The following is a 19,090-nucleotide window of genomic DNA, read 5'->3' as shown; positions in this document are numbered from 1 at the left end:
GTGTGTTTCCAGGTCGGAAAACCGGCCTCAAAACCGTTCATAGCCCGCGCGGGTAAACACCCATTCTCTAATGGAAAAAGGCCCCCGCATCGCTGCGAGGGCCTTTCTCAATTTAACAGTCCGGTCTGATTACAGGCCGGTGGACACGTCGATGGTGTTGCCCTCTTCGAGCATCACGTAGGCCTTCTTCACGTCCTTGCGCTTGCCGGTCTTGCCACGGAAACGCTTCACTTTGCCTTTGGTGATGGTCGTGTTCACGGCCTTCACCTTGACACCAAAGAGCGCCTCGACGGCCTCCTTGATCTGCGGCTTGTTTGCGTCGATGGCCACTTCGAAGACAACCGCGCCGTGTTCGGACGCCATGGTGGTCTTTTCGGTGATGATCGGCTTGCGGATCACGTCGTACTGTTCTGCCTTAACGGTCATTTCAGTCGTGCCTCCAGAGCTTCGACACCCGCCTTCGTGATCACCAGGGTGTCACGCTTCAGGATGTCATAAACGTTGGCACCGATGGTCGGGAGGATGTCCAAACCTTCGATGTTGCGCGCTGCCTTGGCGAAACCAGCGTTCACCTCGGCACCGTCGATGATCAGCGCACGCTTCCAGCCCAGCTTCGACACTTGTGCCGCGAGGGCCTTTGTCTTGTCTGCGCCGTCGATGTTCTCGATCACAACGAGCGAGCCGTTCTTGAGCTTGTCCGACAGAGCCATTTTCAGGCCAAGTGCGCGGACTTTCTTCGGCAGGTCGTGGCCGTGCGAACGCGGCGTCGGACCCTTGTAGATGCCACCCTTGCGGAAGATCGGCGCGTTGCGGGAACCGTGGCGTGCGCCGCCGGTGCCTTTCTGGCGATAGATCTTCTTCTTGGAGTAAGACACTTCCGAGCGGGTCTTGACCTTGTGGGTGCCCTGCTGCGCGTTGTTACGCTGCCAGCGGACCACACGGTGGAGAATGTCGGCGCGCGGCTCCAGCCCGAACAGGGCCTCGTCCAGCTCGACTTCGCCAGCGGAACCGCCGTCGAGGTTGATTACGTCGAGTTTCATTCCTCACCTTCCTTCTTCTCGGCCTCGATGTCCGCCTCCGCAGCTTTCAGCTGCTCGGCTTCCTGTGCGGCCTGCTCCTCGGCGAGACGTGTTGCTTCGGCTTCTGCTTCTGCAGCGGCCTGGGCAGCAGCTTCGTCGGCGAGACGCTGTGCTTCCTTCTTGGCGCTCGCCAGAGCGGCCGGAAGGATCACGTTCTCGGGGGTCGGCTTCTTGACGGCATCCTTGACGGTGACCCAGGAGCCTTTCGGACCCGGAACAGCGCCTTTGATCATGATGACGCCGCGGTCGCTGTCGGTCTTGACGACCTGCAGGTTCTGCGTGGTCACACGAACGGAGCCCATGTGGCCGGCCATTTTCTTGCCTTTGAACACCTTACCGGGGTTCTGACACTGACCGGTGGAGCCGTGCGAACGGTGAGAGATAGACACACCGTGGGTCGCGCGGAGACCGCCGAAGTTGTGGCGCTTCATACCGCCGGCAAAACCTTTACCGATGGAGATGCCCGAGACGTCCACGAACTGACCTTCGAAGTAATGGTCGGCGATGATTTCCTCGCCCACTTCGATCAGGTTCTCAGGCGCAACGCGGAATTCCACCACTTTGCGCTTGGGCTCTACGCCTGCTTTGGAGAAGTGGCCGCGCATCGCTTGCGAGGTGCGCTTTGCCTTTGCAACGCCACAGCCCAGCTGGACAGCGGAGTAGCCATTGGTTTCTTCCGTACGCTGCGCGACAACCTGAAGGGTGTCGAGCTGCAGAACGGTGACGGGGATCTGCTTGCCGTCTTCCATGAAGACGCGAGTCATGCCGATTTTTTTTGCGATCACACCAGAGCGCATGGTCATCCCCCTTATACCTTGATCTCGACGTCAACGCCGGCGGCGAGGTCGAGCTTCATGAGGGCGTCCACGGTCTGCGGAGTCGGATCGACAATATCGAGCAGACGCTTGTGCGTGCGGATCTCGAACTGGTCGCGAGATTTCTTGTTCACGTGCGGGCCACGCAGAACAGTGAATTTCTCAATCTTGTTGGGCAGCGGGATTGGCCCGCGGACCTGTGCGCCGGTACGCTTGGCGGTGTTGACGATTTCCTGAGTGCTGGCGTCCAGCACGCGGTAATCAAACGCCTTGAGCCGGATACGGATGTTCTGGTTCATCGAACAGTCCTATTTTGGCATTTAGGTTGAGAGGAGGATACACGACCACCGCGCACCCTCGTCGAACCTATAAGGGCGGAGAATCACTCCGCCCTTCACGACACGATGGCCGTTGCGCGCCTATAGGCCGTTTGTGGGTGTGGGGCAAGGGGGCAATCGTAGGCTCCCGCTGAACTAGCGCGCCCCAACAGATCGGTCGATGGCAGCGCGAAACGGCGGAAGGGTCTTGTTTTGGTGGTACACACATTTGCAGAGGATATTCTCAATATAGAGATTTCAAATCCGGTGGTTTTAAATGATCTTTCACGAACTTCACGGTTCTTTCCCCATGACGTACCTTCTTCACGATGCGGGCTCCCTCGCACGTAAGCAACATGCGGACCTTTACGGAGCCTGGACCGCAGTGGGCAGCAGGCTGGCGTACGCGAGAAGTGATCCGCGCGGACACGCAATGGAACACCTGGACGCGAACCTAGACCTTATTTTGCGGGTTATGGAAAGCGAGCAGAAAGAAATCATCAACCAAACGGGTGGCCCAATGGATGGCGGCCCATTGTTCATTCAATTATCGCTTTCAAAAACATGGCTATTTGCCGTGTATGAGATCGTCCGGGAAACTTGCGATGTGCCATGCGGCGGCACGAAGAACAGAAGCGTTTATTGTCGGGACGCAAGCTGCTTTAGATGCAACTCCCTGAAACCGGTCAAAGATATATTGGCGCGTTACCGAGTTCCCCTTGCTAAACTGCAACCAATGGGGCGCGACGTGCGCCAGCGCAATCAACTGCCAAGTATCGCTTTCAACAATGACGATGGCTCAATTGCTTGGTTGACCATGACCGCTAGCGGAGAACCTGAAGAAAAACTGAGCCGTCAGGAAATTTCTGATTATATTTTGGAGATGCTCCTTAAAATCGAAAAGTGAAAAGGCAGATCCGTCGTGGCGCGGCTTCCCTAATTCAGAAGAGTGCTAAAACCACATCCTGGGCCCTTCGTGCGGAAGCCACTGCTGCGCGGCGTGGCAAGGGCAACACCATTGGCGCGTTATTACGATTTTCGGGGCGTTCCAATGCGCACATCAGGATCCGTGAACAAACCAAAGAAAAGGCCGCCCCTTGTAAGGGCGGCCTTCTTTATCTCAACCGAGCGAACTCGGGATCATCGCTTATGCGAGGATCTTCGACACGACGCCGGAACCCACGGTGCGGCCACCCTCACGGATAGCGAAGCGCAGGCCCTCTTCCATCGCGATCGGGGCGATCAGCTCGACGGAGAACTTCAGGTTGTCGCCCGGCATCACCATCTCGGTGCCCTCGGGAAGCTCAACCGTGCCGGTCACGTCCGTGGTACGGAAGTAGAACTGCGGACGGTAGTTCTTGAAGAACGGTGTGTGACGACCGCCTTCTTCCTTGTTCAGGATGTAGACCTCACACTCGAATTTCGTGTGCGGGTTCACCGACTTCGGCTTGCACAGAACCTGACCGCGCTCAACACCTTCACGGTCGATGCCGCGCAGCAGGATGCCGACGTTGTCGCCTGCTTCACCACGATCGAGCAGCTTGCGGAACATTTCCACACCGGTGCAGGTCGTCTTGGTGGTGTCGCGGATGCCGACGATTTCGATTTCGTCGCCAACGTTGATCACGCCACGTTCCACACGGCCGGTCACAACCGTACCACGACCCGAGATCGAGAACACGTCTTCGATCGGCATCAGGAAGGGCTGGTCCGTCGCGCGCGGCGGCTGCGGGATGTATTCGTCCACGGCGGCCATCAGTTCACGGATCTTGTTCTCGCCGATCTCGGGATCACGGCCTTCCATCGCGGCCAGAGCGGACCCCGCGATGATCGGGATATCGTCGCCCGGGAAGTCGTATGCGGACAGCAGTTCGCGGACTTCCATTTCGACGAGCTCGAGCAGCTCTTCGTCGTCGACCTGGTCAACCTTGTTCATGAAAACGACCATGGCGGGGATACCCACCTGGCGGCCGAGCAGGATGTGCTCGCGCGTCTGCGGCATGGGGCCGTCAGCTGCGTTCACGACCAGGATCGCGCCGTCCATCTGGGCAGCACCGGTGATCATGTTCTTGACGTAGTCGGCGTGGCCGGGGCAGTCGACGTGCGCGTAGTGACGTGCTTCGGTCTCGTACTCGACGTGCGCGGTCGAGATGGTGATGCCGCGTGCTTTTTCTTCCGGTGCGCCGTCGATCTGATCGTAGGCCTTGAAGTCACCGAAATACTTGGTGATCGCCGCGGTCAGCGTGGTCTTGCCGTGGTCAACGTGGCCGATTGTGCCGATGTTGCAGTGCGGCTTGTCGCGTGTGAACTTTTCCTTTGCCATGTGATGGCTCCTTTTTTGGTCGTTCGGTGCGCATCAGTTGCGCACCCTACGGGTGGTTGTAGGGTGCGCCTTTTCAGGCGCACCGAGCATTATGCGTACTTGGACTGAATTTCGTCCGAGATGTTCTGCGGCACCGGATCGTAGTGGTCGAACTGCATCGTGAACTGCGCGCGGCCCGAAGACATGGAGCGCAGTGTGTTGATGTAGCCGAACATGTTCGCCAGCGGCACGAAAGCGTTGATCGCCACGGCGTTGCCGCGAGGCTCCTGGCCGGACATCTGACCACGACGGGAGGTCAGGTCACCGATGATACCGCCGGTGTATTCTTCCGGGGTGATCACTTCGACCTTCATCATCGGCTCAAGCAGCTTCGCGCCAGCTTTGCGCATGCCTTCACGCATACACATACGGCCAGCGATTTCGAACGCGAGGACCGAGGAGTCAACGTCGTGGAACTTACCGTCGATCAGAGCGACCTTGAAGTCGATGACCGGGAAGCCCGCGAGCGGACCGGAGTCCATAACGGAGCGAATGCCCTTTTCGACACCGGGGATGTATTCCTTGGGAACAGCACCACCAACGATCTTGGACTCGAAGGAGAACCCTTCGCCCGGCTCCGTGGGCGTGATGATCAGCTTGACCTCACCGAACTGACCCGAACCACCCGACTGTTTCTTGTGGGTGTAGGTGTGCTCGACCTCGTGGGAGATGGTCTCACGATATGCCACCTGCGGCGCACCGATGTTGGCCTCAACCTTGAACTCGCGCTTGAGACGGTCAACCAGGATGTCCAGGTGAAGTTCGCCCATGCCCTTCATGATGGTCTGACCGGACTCGATGTCGGTCTCCACGCGGAAGGAGGGGTCTTCTGCTGCCAGACGGGCAAGGCCAGCCGACATTTTTTCCTGGTCGCCCTTGGTCTTGGGCTCAACCGCGATCTCGATCACCGGATCCGGGAAGGTCATGGTTTCAAGCACAACCGGATCCTTCGCATCACACAGCGTGTCACCGGTGGTGGTGTCCTTCAGACCCGCCAGCGCGATGATGTCGCCGGAGAAGGCTTCGTCGATCTCTTCACGGTTGTTGGAGTGCATCATCATCATACGACCGATGCGCTCTTTCTTGCCCTTGGTGGAGTTCAGGATCGAGTCACCCTTGTTCATTTTACCCGAATAAACACGGGTGAACGTCAGCGAGCCGACAAAGGGGTCGTTCATGATTTTGAACGCCAGACCAGCGAAAGGCATGGAGTCGTCTGCGCGGCGCGGGATGTCACGGGTTTCCGTCTCATCGCCCGGCTTGAAGCCCATGTAATCCACGACGTCCATCGGGGACGGCAGATAATCGACAACAGCGTTCAGCAGAGGCTGGACACCTTTGTTCTTGAACGCAGAACCGCCCAGAACCGGCACGAAGTGCAGCGCCAGAGTGCCCTTGCGCAGCAGTTTGCGCAGGGTTGCCACGTCGGGCTCTTCGCCTTCGAGGTAAGCTTCCATCGCGTCGTCGTCTTCTTCGACGGCCGCTTCGATCATCTTGCCGCGCCATTCGTCGGCCATGTCCTTGAGCTCGTCACGGATGGGCTGACGGGTCCAGGAAGCGCCGAGGTCTTCGCCCTTCCAGGTCCACTCTTCCATGGTCACGAGGTCAACCAGACCTTCGAGCTCGTTTTCGGCACCGATCGGGAACGCGATCGGAACGGCGCGCGCGCCGGTACGGTCTTCGATCATGTTGACGCAGTTGAAGAAGTCCGCGCCGATCTTGTCCATCTTGTTGACGAAGACGATACGCGGAACCTTGTAACGGTCAGCCTGGCGCCAGACGGTTTCGGTCTGCGGCTCAACACCTGCGTTGGCGTCGAGAACGCAAACGGCGCCGTCGAGTACGGCCAGCGAACGCTCGACTTCGATGGTGAAGTCAACGTGGCCGGGGGTGTCGATGATGTTCATGCGGTACTTGGTGTCGTAAGTACCTTCGGCGGAGGGATCTTCCTGCCACTGCCAGAACGTGGTCGTCGCAGCGGAGGTGATGGTGATGCCGCGTTCCTGCTCTTGCTCCATCCAGTCCATCGTGGCCGCACCGTCGTGGACCTCACCGATGTTGTGGGACTTGCCGGTGTAGAACAGAATACGCTCGGAGCAGGTGGTTTTACCTGCGTCGATGTGCGCCATGATCCCGAAATTGCGGTAGCGCTCGAGAGGGTAGTCGCGTGCCATGGGTCTGGGTCCTCTAGGGGTAATCTCTGCGCGGGCGATTAACCCTCGCGTCGGATATGTTCAAGCAGAGCATCGCGTCAGACAGCACAAAGGGCGCTTTCGCGCCTAAGTGTGGCCTGAATGCGATCAGGCGGCCAAGCGATCCCGGCCGCCCGACTGGTGATTACCAGCGGTAGTGGCTGAACGCTTTGTTGGCGTCGGCCATCTTGTGAGTGTCTTCGCGCTTTTTGACAGCGGAACCACGGGACTGAACGGCATCGATCAGTTCACCGGCCAGACGCTCTTCCATGGTATTTTCGTTGCGGTTGCGCGAGGCAGTGATGAGCCAGCGGATTGCCAGCGCTTCACGGCGCTCCGGGCGCACTTCGACGGGCACCTGGTAGGTGGCACCACCGACGCGGCGCGAACGCACTTCGACGGACGGTTTGATGTTTTCCAGCGCTTCGTGGAAGATTTCAACCGGAGCGCGCTTCACCTTGGCTTCGACACGGTCGAGTGCGCCATAGACGATGCGTTCTGCGACGGATTTCTTACCATCGTACATCAGGTTGTTCATGAACTTTGTCAGCACACGATCGCCATACTTGGCGTCGGGCAGGACTTCGCGTTTTTCAGCGGCGTGACGACGGGACATATCTGTATCCTATTCCTGGTGTGCTTACTTGGGACGCTTCGCGCCATACTTGGAGCGACGCTGCTTCCGGTCCTTGACGCCCTGGGTATCCAGAACACCGCGCAGGATGTGGTAACGCACACCCGGAAGGTCTTTTACACGACCGCCACGGATCAGAACCACGGAGTGCTCCTGAAGGTTGTGGCTTTCACCGGGGATGTAGGAGATCACCTCGTAACCGTTGGTCAGGCGAACCTTCGCAACTTTCCGCATAGCGGAGTTCGGCTTTTTCGGGGTGGTGGTGTAGACGCGTGTGCAGACGCCACGCTTCTGGGGGCATTGCTCCAGGTGCTGGGACTTGGAACGCTTGACTTTGGGCTGACGCGGTTTGCGGATCAGCTGTTGGATCGTGGGCATGTGGACGGTTTCCCCGTGCTTCTCTCAATCGTGCCGGTCGGACCGGCGGTTCAGGTCGGGCCTTCCCCGCGGGGCGGCCGGTGATGGGCGCATCTGCAACCGGGTCGATGACCGTGGCACAAACGACTTTTGGTCCGCATCAGACCCCTTACCGGAGGGCCTACGCGGGGGCGTTCCAGAGGACCGGGGCTTGCATCGCCCGCGGTCTTGAGCGCAATCTCGTCATGAAAACGATGCGCCTGAGGGGTCCCGGGCGCAACGGATTAGCGGGCGTATACGCAGAGTCGCAGCGGCTGTCAACAGCTCTGCCCGCCGTAGCATGTCGCAGGTCCGCAAGAGGCGTGTCCACCCGGTCTTGCGCCGACCTCTGACTGGACACAAACCTAGCACGCTGCCACTGTGAGCTCAGATGTCACGGATGGGCGTGGATATGCAAGTCATTGGTTTTTGTCGCTTCTCCTATCCTGCCGAGGGGGGCTTTCAGGTCGGGCACGCGACCATGGACGAGCGATTGACCTATCTTTACGCACCTGCCCGCATGGAAGAACGTCTGCGGCATTTCGAGACCATCTGCCTGCCCTCGATTCGAGCGCAGACCGACCCGGACTTCACCTTCGTCATCCTGATCGGAGAGAACCTGCCAGAGCCGTGGGTCGGTCGCTTGCGGGACTTGATCGCAGATGTCCCACAGGCGGCGGTGGCCGCCCGCCCGTCGGGGCCGCATCGGAAAGTATGCCAACGCGTCATCAATTCCGCGCGCGACATGGATCAACCCTGCCTTCAATTCAGGCATGATGACGACGATGCCGTGGCGATCACCTTCGTTGAACGGCTGCGAAAGGCGGCTTCCGACGTAGGACCGCTGCTAAAGCAACATCGGATGGTCGGCTTTGACTGGAACCGTGGCTACGTCGCCCGACCTGACGCGAATGGCATCTGCGGGGAGGTTCAGGTCACGCCGTTCTGGGGCGTGGCACAGGCCACACATGTTCAGGCGGGGGTGCGGCAAACGATCATGAACTTCGGTCATCGCAAGATAATGGAATACATGCCCTGCCTGACCTTCACCGATGAAGTCATGTATCTGCGTGGCCACAATGCTCACAATGACTCCCGGCAGAAAAAGCATGTCAAACCGATGCCCCTGCCCCGCCTGAGTCAAGACGGCGAAGCAGACCTGCTGGACCGCTTCGCCATTGATGCGGATCATGTCCGCCGTGTGTTTGCCGGAACTTAGCTGTCGCTGTCCGACTTGGTCACAAGGATGATTTCGCCATTCTCGTAGTCGGTTGCGAGGACGAATGACCCGTCATCGAGGATCTCCACGTCGCGCACGCGGCCGAATTGTGTCAGCAAGCGCTCCTCCTCTGCGACCTTGTCGCCGTCCCACCCAAGGCGGACGATGCCCGGCGCAACAAGAGCGGCAACCAGCAAGTCGCCATCCCACTCCGGGAACATTTCACCTTCGTAAAAAGACATGTCACCGGGTGCGATCACCGGGTCCCAGTAATAGTCGGGCTGTTCCATGCCCTCCTGAACCGCGATGCCCTCCCCCACTTGGGTGCCGCTGTAATTGATCCCGTAAGAGATCACCGGCCAACCGTAGTTCTTGCCCGCCTCGGTGATGTTGATTTCATCGCCGCCAGCCGGGCCGTGCTCAAGCGTAAAAAGCTGATCGCCGCGCATCGCTGCGCCTTGGACATTGCGGTGCCCGTAGGACCAGATGGTATCCACGGCATCCTCCTGCCCGACAAAAGGATTGTCGTCCGGTGTAGAGCCGTCCAGCGCAACGCGTATGACCTTGCCGTAGGTGGTGGACAGGTCCTGCGATTTGACGCGCTCCGCCTGACTGGAGTGCTCCCCCGTGGTTATGAAGGCATGGTCGGCGCCATCAAAAACGATACGGCTGCCGTAGTGCATGGCCACAGGGCTCGGCGGGTCCTGCACGAAGATATCTGAAACTTCGGTCAGCTCGGTCATGTCCTCGGACAGCTTGCCGCGCGCGGCGGCGGTGACAGACATGCCATCGCCCATCCCCTTAGAATAGGTGAAATAGATCCAACGATCTTCGGCGAAGGTGGGCCCGACTTTAACGTCCAGAAGCCCGGCCTGCGTGTTTCCACCGCCGGGCGCTTCGTTGAAGATTTCCGGCAGACCCGCGATTGGTTCAGACAGGGTGCCGTCCATCTGAAGCACACGCAACCGGCCCGGGCGTTCGGTGATCAGCAGGCCGCCGTCATCGGGAAGCGCCTCCACGGCCCAGGGGTGAACAAGACCATCAGCGATGGTCTGTGTCGTGTAGCTGTAGTCTGATGCGACCAAAGGTGCGCGGGTCTGGTTCTCGAAGGCCGGTTCGAACTCGGCGTTCTTCGTCCCCCATTCATGGGTTTGGGCGGCGGCGGGCGTGGCGGCCAATGCGGCCAAGGCTGTCAGTGTCGAAGCGATACGATTCATTATGTTCTCCCTGTTTTATGGGTCCACAACGCATGGAAGCAGAGCGCGCTCCATCCCTGACGGTTTCGTGATCCCAATGGAAAAGGGCCCCCGCGTTGGCGGAGGCCCCTTTGATGTCAGGATCGGTTGGTTAGCGCACGATCAATCGCGGCTTTCCGGCGTCTCCACGGTCAGCGTATCGAACGCATCGCCGCTGGTCGGCTCGTCCACCGCGGAGGGAGCAGCCAGAGCGGCGGCCGCTTCGGCCTCCTCGCGGCGCGCCTCGACCACGACGTTGTCGCGATCCGACGCCACACGACGAAGCTGCTGGGTTGCCCCACCGGTGCCCGCCGGGATCAGACGGCCCACGATCACGTTCTCCTTGAGACCGATCAGCGTGTCCTTCTTGCCCTGTACGGACGCTTCGGTCAGCACGCGGGTCGTTTCCTGGAACGACGCCGCAGAGATGAACGAACGGGTCTGCAACGACGCCTTCGTGATGCCGAGCAGGATCGGTTCGCCCTTTGCGGGACGACCATTCTTCTTCTCGGACTTCGCGTTGGCCTCGTCGAACTCCATCTTGTCGACGTGCTCGCCCTTCAGCAGAGTTGTATCGCCGCTGTCGAGGATCTCCCACTTTTGCAGCATCTGGCGAACGATCACCTCGATGTGCTTGTCGTTGATCTTCACGCCCTGCAGTCGATAGACGTCCTGCACCTCGTCGATCATGTAGTTCGCCAGCGCTTCGATCCCCATGATGGAGAGGATGTCATGCGGCGCCGGGTTGCCGTCCATGATGTAGTCGCCCTTCTGGATGAAGTCGCCTTCAGCCACCGGGATGTGCTTGCCTTTCGGGATCATGTATTCCCGCGGCTCGAGGCTTTCGTCCTGCGGCTCGATCGAGATACGGCGCTTGTTCTTGTAGTCCTTGCCAAAGCGCACGTAGCCGTCGATCTCCGCGATGATCGCGTGATCTTTGGGACGACGTGCTTCAAAGAGTTCGGCCACACGCGGCAGACCACCGGTGATGTCCTTCGTCTTTGCGCCTTCGCGCGGAATACGCGCAACAACGTCACCCGCCTTCACCGTCTGACCGTCTTCACACGACAGGATCGCGTCAACGGACATGGTGTAGGTGATCGGGTTGCCTTGCTCGTTGCGCACCGGCTCACCGTCGTCATCCTGCAGGATGATTTCCGGCTTCAGCTCGTTGCCCTTCGGCGCAGCTCGCCAGTCGACCACGATCTTCTGGGTCATACCTGTCGCATCGTCGGTCTCTTCGCGCACGGCCAGGCCGTTCACGAGGTCGATATGCTTCGCGACACCGTCCTTCTCTGCGATGATCGGCAGAGTATAGGGGTCCCATTCGAACAGCTTGTCGCCGCGACCGATGTCCTGACCGTCTTTGACATACAGCTTGGAGCCGTAACCCACTTTGTGGGATGCGATTTCCTCACCCTGGTCGTTGACGATCATGACCTGCATGTTGCGGTTCATGACGATCATTTCGCCAGCCGCGTTCTCAAGAACGCTGGGCAGGACGAACTGGATCTTACCATTCTGCGAGGCCTCAAGGAAGGACCGCGACGAACCCTGCGCAACGCCGCCCATGTGGAATGTCCGCATGGTCAGCTGCGTGCCGGGTTCACCGATCGACTGCGCCGCAATGATCCCCACGGCTTCGCCGGTGTTCACCTTCGTACCGCGTGCAAGGTCACGACCGTAGCAGGTCGCGCAAACGCCTTCTTCGGCTTCACAGGTCAGCGGCGAGCGGATGCGCGCCGTCTGAAGACCGGACTCTTCGACCATATCAGCGGTGCGTTCGTCGATCAGTTCGCCATGGCGCACCATGATGTCCCCGGTCAGCGGGTGCTTCAGCTCCTCGGCCGCGGTACGGCCTAGAATGCGTTCGCCCAGCGTTGCGACGACTTCACCATCGTTCACGGCAGCAACGGCAGTGATCGACATGTCCGTGCCACAGTCATTCATGCGAATGATGCAGTCCTGCGCCACGTCCACCAGACGACGGGTCAGATAACCGGAGTTCGCTGTTTTCAGAGCGGTGTCCGACAGACCTTTCCGTGCGCCGTGTGTCGAGTTGAAGTACTCGAGAACGGTCAGACCTTCTTTGAAGTTCGAGATGATCGGCGTTTCGATGATGTCGCCGTTCGGCTTCGCCATCAGGCCGCGCATCGCGCCCAGCTGTTTCATCTGCGTAACGGAACCACGGGCCTTGGAGTGGGCCATCATGTAAACCGAGTTGGGCTCTTCTTCCTGACCGGCGTCGTTGTAACGCTTGGCGGAGATCGTGCCCATCATGGCTTCGGTGACTTTGTCGTTACACTTCGACCAGGCGTCGACAACTTTGTTGTACTTTTCGCCTTGGGTGATCAGGCCGTCCATGTACTGCTGTTCAAAGTCCTTCACCTGATCGCGTGTTTCCTCGACCAGTTCCCACTTGTTGTCCGGGATGACCATGTCGTCCTTGCCGAACGAGATGCCGGCCTTGAACGCTTCGGTAAAGCCGATGCGCATGATCTGGTCACAGAAGATCACGGACTCTTTCTGACCGCAGTAACGGTAGACAGTGTCGATGACGGTCTGCACGTCGCCTTTGCGCAGGAGACGGTTCACCAGGTCGAACGGTGCCTTGGTGTTCAGCGGCAGCAAGCCGCCAAGACGCACACGACCGGGCGTGGTGTCGAACCGCTGCCAGACTTCAAGACCGTTCTCGTCGATCTGCTTGACGCGGCACTTGATGTTGGCGTGCAGGTGCACCTCCCCAGACGTCAGCGCGTGTTCAACTTCCTCCGGGGAGGAGAAGACCATGCCTTCGCCCTTCATGCCTTCGCGGGCAATGGTGACGTAGTACAGGCCCAAGATCATATCCTGCGACGGAACGATGATCGGGTTGCCGTTGGCTGGCGACAGAACGTTGTTCGTCGACATCATCAGGACGCGCGCTTCGAGCTGTGCCTCGAGGGACAGCGGAACGTGCACAGCCATCTGGTCGCCGTCAAAGTCCGCGTTGAACGCCGAACAGACCAGCGGGTGCAGCTGGATAGCCTTGCCTTCGATCAATGTGGGTTCGAACGCCTGGATGCCCAGACGGTGCAGCGTGGGCGCGCGGTTCAGCAGAACCGGGTGCTCGCGGATAACCTCGTCGAGGATGTCCCAGACTTCGGGACGCTCTTTTTCCACCAGCTTCTTCGCCTGCTTCACGGTGCTGGACAGGCCTTTGGCCTCCAGTCGCGAATAGATGAACGGCTTGAACAGTTCGAGCGCCATCTTCTTGGGCAGACCGCACTGGTGCAGCTTCAGCTCGGGGCCGGTCACGATGACCGAACGGCCGGAGAAGTCGACGCGCTTACCCAAAAGGTTCTGACGGAAGCGACCCTGCTTACCCTTCAGCATGTCGGACAGCGACTTCAACGGGCGCTTGTTGGCACCGGTGATGACGCGGCCACGACGGCCGTTGTCGAACAGGGCGTCGACGGATTCCTGCAGCATCCGCTTTTCGTTGCGGACGATGATGTCAGGCGCGCGCAGTTCAATCAGACGCTTCAGACGGTTGTTCCGGTTGATCACGCGGCGGTACAGGTCGTTCAGGTCGGAGGTCGCAAAACGACCACCATCCAGCGGAACCAGCGGACGCAGTTCCGGCGGGATGACCGGGATCACGGTCATGATCATCCACTCGGGACGGTTGCCCGACTCGAGGAAGGATTCCACGACCTTCAGGCGCTTGATGATCTTCTTGGGCTTCAGCTCGCCAGTGGCTTCCTTGAGGTCGGCGCGCAGGTTCTCTGCCTCGGACTCGAGGTCGATGGCAGCCAGCATCTCGCGGATGGCTTCGGCACCGATGTTCGCCGTGAAGGCGTCCATGCCGTATTGATCCTGCGCGTCGAGGAATTCCTCTTCGTTCAGCATCTGGCCGTAGGTCAGGTCGGTCAGGCCCGGCTCGATCACCACGTAGTTTTCAAAGTACAAAACGCGTTCGAGGTCGCGCAGCGTCATGTCCAGCATCAGGCCGATGCGCGAAGGCAGCGACTTCAGGAACCAGATGTGGGCGCAAGGCGCGGCCAGCTCGATGTGGCCCATACGCTCGCGGCGGACCTTCTGCAGCGTGACTTCGACACCGCACTTTTCGCAGACAACGCCGCGGTATTTCATGCGCTTGTATTTGCCGCACAGGCATTCGTAGTCCTTGATCGGACCAAAGATGCGCGCGCAGAACAGGCCGTCCCGCTCAGGCTTGAACGTACGGTAGTTGATGGTTTCCGGCTTTTTGATTTCGCCGAAGGACCATGAAAGGATCCGTTCCGGGCTCGCCAGCGACACCTTGATCTCGTCAAAGGTCTTGACCGGGGCCACCGGATTGAACGGGTTGTTGGTCAGTTCCTGGTTCATGTGTTCCTCACAAATTCAGAGAGAAGCGGTTGGGAGGGGGCGCAGATCGCGCCCCGCCGAAGACATGGGTGACTGGCGTCACTCTGCGTCTTCCTCCTCCGCATCCAGGAGTTCCATGTTGAGGCCCAGGCCGCGGACCTCCTTGACGAGAACGTTGAACGATTCCGGCACGCCGGCTTCGAAGTTGTCCTCACCCTTGACGATCGACTCGTAGACCTTCGTCCGGCCCGCCACGTCATCCGACTTCACCGTCAGCATTTCCTGCAGGGTGTAGGCGGCGCCGTAAGCTTCCAGAGCCCAGACTTCCATCTCACCGAAGCGCTGACCACCGAACTGCGCCTTACCACCCAGCGGCTGCTGCGTGACGAGGGAGTACGGTCCCGTGGAGCGGGCGTGGATCTTGTCGTCGACCAGGTGATGCAGCTTGAGCAGGTACTTCATACCCACTGTCACCTTGCGCGAGAACTCTTCGCCGGTGCGGCCGTCGAACAGGCGGGACTGGCCGCTTGTGTCGAAACCGGCACGCCGCAGCGCGTCGTCCACATCTGCCTCTTTCGCACCGTCAAAGACCGGCGTTGCGATCGGCACACCACGTGTCACGTTGCCCGCCATTTCCAGCAGGTCGTCCTGATCCGCGTCGGCAAAGCCTTCTGCGTAGACTTCGTCGCCGTAGACGATCTTCAGAGCGTCACGCACCGGGGTCATATCGCCCGAACGCTTGTACTCCTGCAGAGCCTCGTCGACCTGGATCCCCAGCGCACGAGACGCCCAACCCATGTGGGTTTCGAGGATCTGACCGACGTTCATACGCGACGGAACGCCCAGCGGGTTAAGACAGAAGTCGACCGGCGTACCATCCGCAAGGAACGGCATGTCCTCCTGCGGAACCACGCGCGACACAACACCCTTGTTCCCGTGACGACCGGCCATCTTGTCGCCCGGCTGAAGCTTGCGCTTCACGGCGATGAAGACTTTGACCATCTTCATCACGCCCGGGGGCAGATCGTCGCCGCGGCGCACTTTCTCGACTTTGTCCTCGAAACGGGCGTCCAGCGCACGCTTCTGGATTTCGTACTGCTCGTGCAGCGCCTCGACGTGCTTGGCGTCGTCTTCTTCCGCAAGGGCAAGCTGCCACCACAGGCTGCGCGGCAGGCTTTCGAGAAGCTCCGCATCGACTGTGGAGTTCGACTTCACGCCACGCGGACCTTTGACGGCCACCTTGCCTTCGACCATCGAGCGCAGGCGCGCATAGATGTTCCGGTCCAGGATCGCCATCTCGTCGTCCCGGTCACGGGCCAGCGCTTCGATCTCTTCGCGTTCGATCTGCAGCGCACGTTCGTCTTTTTCGACGCCGTGACGGTTGAAGACACGCACTTCGACAACAGTACCGTAGTCGCCCGGCTTCACACGCAACGAGGTGTCGCGCACGTCAGATGCCTTTTCGCCAAAGATGGCGCGCAGCAGCTTTTCTTCCGGGGTCATCGGGCTTTCGCCCTTGGGCGTGATCTTACCCACGAGGATATCGCCCGGCTCCACGTCCGCGCCGATGTACACGATGCCCGCCTCGTCGAGGTTGCGCAGCGCTTCTTCACCAACGTTGGGAATGTCGCGGGTGATCTCTTCCGGGCCAAGCTTGGTGTCGCGCGCCGCCACTTCGAATTCTTCGATGTGGATGGAGGTAAACACGTCGTCCTTGGAGATCCGCTCGGAGATCAGGATCGAGTCTTCGTAGTTGTAACCGTTCCACGGCATGAAGGCCACGATGACGTTCTTGCCCAGAGCCAGTTCACCGATGTCGGTGGACGGACCGTCAGCAATAACCTCGGCCTTGCGCACCGTGTCACCCACCTTCACCAGAGGCTTCTGGTTGATACAGGTGTTCTGGTTGGACCGCTGGAACTTGCGCATACGGTAAATGTCGACGCCCGCGTCCCCAAGTTCGAGGTCTTCGGTCGCACGGATCACGATACGCTGCGCATCGACCTGGTCGATGATGCCCGCACGCTTTGCCATGACGGCCGCGCCGGAGTCACGCGCCACCACTTCTTCGATGCCGGTGCCGATCAGCGGCGCTTCTGCGCGCAGGGTCGGAACCGCCTGACGTTGCATGTTCGAGCCCATGAGAGCGCGGTTGGCGTCGTCGTTTTCGAGGAAGGGGATCAGCGAGGCCGCCACGGAGACCAACTGCTTCGGCGAAACGTCGATCAGGTCGACAGTTTCCGACGGAGCAAGCGTGTAGTCACCGGATTTCCGGGTCGACACGAGGTCCGCGGTAAAGCGGCCGTTTTCGTCCAGCTGCGCGTTGGCCTGCGCCACGGTGTGACGCATTTCCTCGGTCGCGGACATGTAGTGCACTTCGTCGGTGACCTGACGGTCCTTGACCACGCGATACGGGGTCTCGATGAAGCCATACTTGTTCACGCGGGCAAAGGTGGCCAGCGAGTTGATCAGACCGATGTTCGGGCCTTCCGGCGTCTCAATCGGGCACATGCGACCGTAGTGCGTCGGGTGCACGTCGCGCACCTCAAAGCCGGCGCGTTCGCGTGTCAGACCGCCAGGTCCAAGCGCCGAGAGGCGACGCTTGTGCGTCACTTCGGACAGCGGGTTGGTCTGGTCCATGAACTGCGACAGCTGCGAGGAGCCAAAGAATTCGCGAACAGCCGCGGCCGCCGGTTTGGCGTTGATCAGATCCTGCGGCATCACCGTGTCGATTTCGACCGAAGACATGCGTTCCTTGATCGCGCGCTCCATGCGGAGCAGGCCAACACGGTACTGGTTTTCCATCAGCTCGCCAACGGAGCGCACACGACGGTTGCCGAGGTGGTCGATGTCGTCGATGTCGCCACGTCCGTCACGCAGATCGACAAGCGCCTTGATGCACTTGACGATATCGTCACGGTCCAGCGTGCGCTGGGTGTCGGGCTTTTCAAGCGCCAGACGCATGTTCATCTTCACACGGCCAACGGCGGACAGGTCGTAACGCTCGCCGTCAAAGAACAGCGTGTCGAACAGGTTCGACGCAGCGTCGACGGTGGGCGGCTCGCCCGGGCGCATGACGCGGTAGATGTCGAGCAGCGCGGTGTCGCGGCCCATGTTCTTGTCCTGCGCCATGGTGTTGCGCATGTACGGACCGACGTTGATGTTGTCGATGTCCAGAACCGGGATCTCGGTGATGCCTGCGTCCAGCAGCTCTTTGAGCGTACCGCCGGAGACTTCGCCGTCCTTATCAATTGTCCAGGTCAGCTCATCGCCAGCCTCGACGTAGATCGCGCCGGTTTCTTCGTTGATGATGTCCTTGGACACGAACTTGCCGACGATGTGCTCGAAAGGCACCAGCAACTTGCTGACGTTGCCCTCGTCGATCAGCTTCTTCACGGCGCGCGGGGTGACCTTCTTGCCGGCTTCGGCAATGATCTCGCCGCTGTCGGCGTCCACAAGGTCGAACGTCGGGCGGGTGCCGCGCACACGCTCGGGGAAGAACCGGGTCGCCCAGCCTTCGCCACGGCGATATTCGAAATCGACCGTGTTGTAATAGGCGTCCATGATCGCTTCCTGGTCGAGACCAAGGGCGTACAGAAGCGTCGTGACCGGCAATTTGCGGCGACGGTCAATACGGGCGAACACGATGTCCTTGGCGTCGAACTCGAAGTCGAGCCAGGAGCCACGGTACGGAATGATACGGCAGGCGAACAGCAGCTTGCCCGAGGAGTGCGTTTTGCCCTTGTCGTGGTCAAAGAACACGCCGGGCGACCGGTGCATCTGGGAAACGATGACCCGCTCGGTGCCGTTCACGATGAACGTGCCGTTCTTTGTCATCAAGGGCATGTCGCCCATGAAGACGTCCTGTTCCTTGATGTCCTTGACGGATTTCGCGCCGGTATCTTCGTCGATATCGAACACGATCAAACGCAAAGTGACCTTCAGCGGAGCGCTGTAGGTCATGTCACGCTGCATGCATTCCTCGACGTCGTACTTCGGCTTTTCCAGCTCGTAGTTGACGAATTCGAGAACGGCGGTCTCGTTGAAGTCTTTGATCGGGAAAACCGATTGAAAGACGCCTTTGATCCCCTCGCCGTCAAGCGGCTGGGGCTGATCACCGGAATCGAGGAACAGCTTGTAGCTGGATTTCTGAACCTCGATGAGGTTCGGCATTTCAAGAACTTCGCGGATCTTGCCGTAATAGCGGCGAAGGCGTTTCTGACCGAGGAAACTTTGCGCCATGAGGGGAGCACCCTTTCGATTTTTCTCTGCCCGAACCTATACGCTGCCGGGGGCACAGCGTCGGTTCACGTCAGTGACGGCATGAAACAGGTCCATTCTCGGCACGCGTCCCACCGCGCGCCACTCGACCAGGGTTTCCTGCCTTGGAAAACTCCGCACGCGTTGTGCACGGGGCTTGCCAAGACGGGTGTCTGTGGTTCAGGTTTGCCAATGTCCGGATGTGTGGGCGATGTCCGGTTTCAGGGGCTG

The 19,090-nt window shown here is 59.8% G+C and carries 13 protein-coding genes; 2 read left to right on the top strand and 11 right to left on the bottom strand.

The features are described from left to right. Positions 1-129: 129 nt before the first annotated feature. From GGQ68_RS12945 to rpsJ, 4 genes are read right to left on the bottom strand one after another with little or no spacing between them, the layout of a single operon-like run. On the bottom strand, positions 130-426 hold the full coding sequence (locus GGQ68_RS12945) for a 50S ribosomal protein L23 (protein ID WP_183966639.1): 297 nt from the start codon (positions 424-426) through the stop codon (positions 130-132). After that, complete coding sequence (gene rplD / locus GGQ68_RS12940; protein ID WP_183966637.1) at positions 423-1,040, bottom strand: 50S ribosomal protein L4; 618 nt, start codon at positions 1,038-1,040, stop codon at positions 423-425. The genes GGQ68_RS12945 and rplD overlap by 4 nt, the downstream gene beginning before the upstream one ends. Further along, positions 1,037-1,876: a 50S ribosomal protein L3 gene (gene rplC / locus GGQ68_RS12935; RefSeq protein ID WP_183966635.1), complete on the bottom strand. Its 840-nt coding sequence runs from the start codon at positions 1,874-1,876 to the stop codon at positions 1,037-1,039. Before rplC ends, rplD begins: the two co-directional genes overlap by 4 nt. Positions 1,877-1,887: 11 nt before the next feature. Next, a complete protein-coding gene (gene rpsJ / locus GGQ68_RS12930) occupies positions 1,888-2,193 on the bottom strand; it encodes a 30S ribosomal protein S10 (RefSeq protein WP_017467315.1) in 306 nt (101 codons plus the stop codon). Positions 2,194-2,644: 451 nt separating this feature from the next. Here rpsJ and GGQ68_RS12925 point away from each other — a divergent pair, with 451 nt between their 5' ends. Then, entirely contained in the window at positions 2,645-3,118 is a 474-nt protein-coding gene (locus GGQ68_RS12925) for a hypothetical protein (RefSeq protein ID WP_183966633.1), read from the top strand. Positions 3,119-3,358: 240 nt separating this feature from the next. On the opposite strand, the gene tuf is transcribed toward GGQ68_RS12925, so the two are convergent. From tuf to rpsL, 4 genes are all read right to left on the bottom strand, one after another. Next, a complete protein-coding gene (gene tuf / locus GGQ68_RS12920; RefSeq protein ID WP_183966631.1) occupies positions 3,359-4,534 on the bottom strand; it encodes an elongation factor Tu in 1,176 nt (391 codons plus the stop codon). An 89-nt stretch (positions 4,535-4,623) separates the two neighbouring features. Next, entirely contained in the window at positions 4,624-6,747 is a 2,124-nt protein-coding gene (gene fusA, locus GGQ68_RS12915; RefSeq protein ID WP_183966630.1) for an elongation factor G, read from the bottom strand. Between the two features lie 163 nt (positions 6,748-6,910). Continuing rightward, a complete protein-coding gene (gene rpsG / locus GGQ68_RS12910; protein WP_183966628.1) occupies positions 6,911-7,381 on the bottom strand; it encodes a 30S ribosomal protein S7 in 471 nt (156 codons plus the stop codon). A 24-nt stretch (positions 7,382-7,405) separates the two neighbouring features. Then, entirely contained in the window at positions 7,406-7,777 is a 372-nt protein-coding gene (gene rpsL / locus GGQ68_RS12905) for a 30S ribosomal protein S12 (RefSeq protein ID WP_005862801.1), read from the bottom strand. 430 nt (positions 7,778-8,207) lie between these two features. On the opposite strand from rpsL, the gene GGQ68_RS12900 reads away from it, so the two are divergent. Further along, on the top strand, positions 8,208-9,014 hold the full coding sequence (locus GGQ68_RS12900) for a putative rhamnosyl transferase (RefSeq protein WP_183967006.1): 807 nt from the start codon (positions 8,208-8,210) through the stop codon (positions 9,012-9,014). Here the strand turns inward: GGQ68_RS12900 and GGQ68_RS12895 are convergent. The 3 genes from GGQ68_RS12895 to rpoB all read right to left on the bottom strand — a co-directional run bounded on the left by GGQ68_RS12895 (position 9,011) and on the right by rpoB (position 18,841). Next, on the bottom strand, positions 9,011-10,231 hold the full coding sequence (locus GGQ68_RS12895) for a PQQ-dependent sugar dehydrogenase (protein WP_183966626.1): 1,221 nt from the start codon (positions 10,229-10,231) through the stop codon (positions 9,011-9,013). The two genes, GGQ68_RS12900 and GGQ68_RS12895, sit on opposite strands and share 4 nt — an antisense overlap. 141 nt (positions 10,232-10,372) lie before the next feature. Further along, entirely contained in the window at positions 10,373-14,620 is a 4,248-nt protein-coding gene (rpoC, locus tag GGQ68_RS12890; protein WP_183966624.1) for a DNA-directed RNA polymerase subunit beta', read from the bottom strand. Between the two features lie 78 nt (positions 14,621-14,698). Then, entirely contained in the window at positions 14,699-18,841 is a 4,143-nt protein-coding gene (gene rpoB, locus GGQ68_RS12885) for a DNA-directed RNA polymerase subunit beta (RefSeq protein WP_183966622.1), read from the bottom strand. Positions 18,842-19,090 lie beyond the last annotated feature (249 nt).

Origin of the sequence: Sagittula marina (assembly GCF_014196795.1) — a bacterium.
In the GTDB taxonomy this organism is placed as follows: domain Bacteria; phylum Pseudomonadota; class Alphaproteobacteria; order Rhodobacterales; family Rhodobacteraceae; genus Sagittula; species Sagittula marina.
Note: the sequence above shows the minus strand (reverse complement) of the source record. Positions and strands in the feature narration are given on the sequence as shown.

What these genes read in the sequence shown, in the direction of transcription:
- rplD (WP_183966637.1), bottom strand. Translation starts at nt 1,040, where the DNA reads ATGAAACTCGACGTAATCAACCTCGACGGCGGTTCCGCTGGCGAAGTC.
- GGQ68_RS12925 (WP_183966633.1), top strand. Translation starts at nt 2,645, where the DNA reads ATGGAACACCTGGACGCGAACCTAGACCTTATTTTGCGGGTTATGGAA.
- rpsG (WP_183966628.1), bottom strand. Translation starts at nt 7,381, where the DNA reads ATGTCCCGTCGTCACGCCGCTGAAAAACGCGAAGTCCTGCCCGACGCC.
- rpsJ (WP_017467315.1), bottom strand. Translation starts at nt 2,193, where the DNA reads ATGAACCAGAACATCCGTATCCGGCTCAAGGCGTTTGATTACCGCGTG.
- fusA (WP_183966630.1), bottom strand. Translation starts at nt 6,747, where the DNA reads ATGGCACGCGACTACCCTCTCGAGCGCTACCGCAATTTCGGGATCATG.
- GGQ68_RS12895 (WP_183966626.1), bottom strand. Translation starts at nt 10,231, where the DNA reads ATGAATCGTATCGCTTCGACACTGACAGCCTTGGCCGCATTGGCCGCC.
- rpoC (WP_183966624.1), bottom strand. Translation starts at nt 14,620, where the DNA reads ATGAACCAGGAACTGACCAACAACCCGTTCAATCCGGTGGCCCCGGTC.
- GGQ68_RS12945 (WP_183966639.1), bottom strand. Translation starts at nt 426, where the DNA reads ATGACCGTTAAGGCAGAACAGTACGACGTGATCCGCAAGCCGATCATC.
- rplC (WP_183966635.1), bottom strand. Translation starts at nt 1,876, where the DNA reads ATGCGCTCTGGTGTGATCGCAAAAAAAATCGGCATGACTCGCGTCTTC.
- rpsL (WP_005862801.1), bottom strand. Translation starts at nt 7,777, where the DNA reads ATGCCCACGATCCAACAGCTGATCCGCAAACCGCGTCAGCCCAAAGTC.
- rpoB (WP_183966622.1), bottom strand. Translation starts at nt 18,841, where the DNA reads ATGGCGCAAAGTTTCCTCGGTCAGAAACGCCTTCGCCGCTATTACGGC.
- GGQ68_RS12900 (WP_183967006.1), top strand. Translation starts at nt 8,208, where the DNA reads ATGCAAGTCATTGGTTTTTGTCGCTTCTCCTATCCTGCCGAGGGGGGC.
- tuf (WP_183966631.1), bottom strand. Translation starts at nt 4,534, where the DNA reads ATGGCAAAGGAAAAGTTCACACGCGACAAGCCGCACTGCAACATCGGC.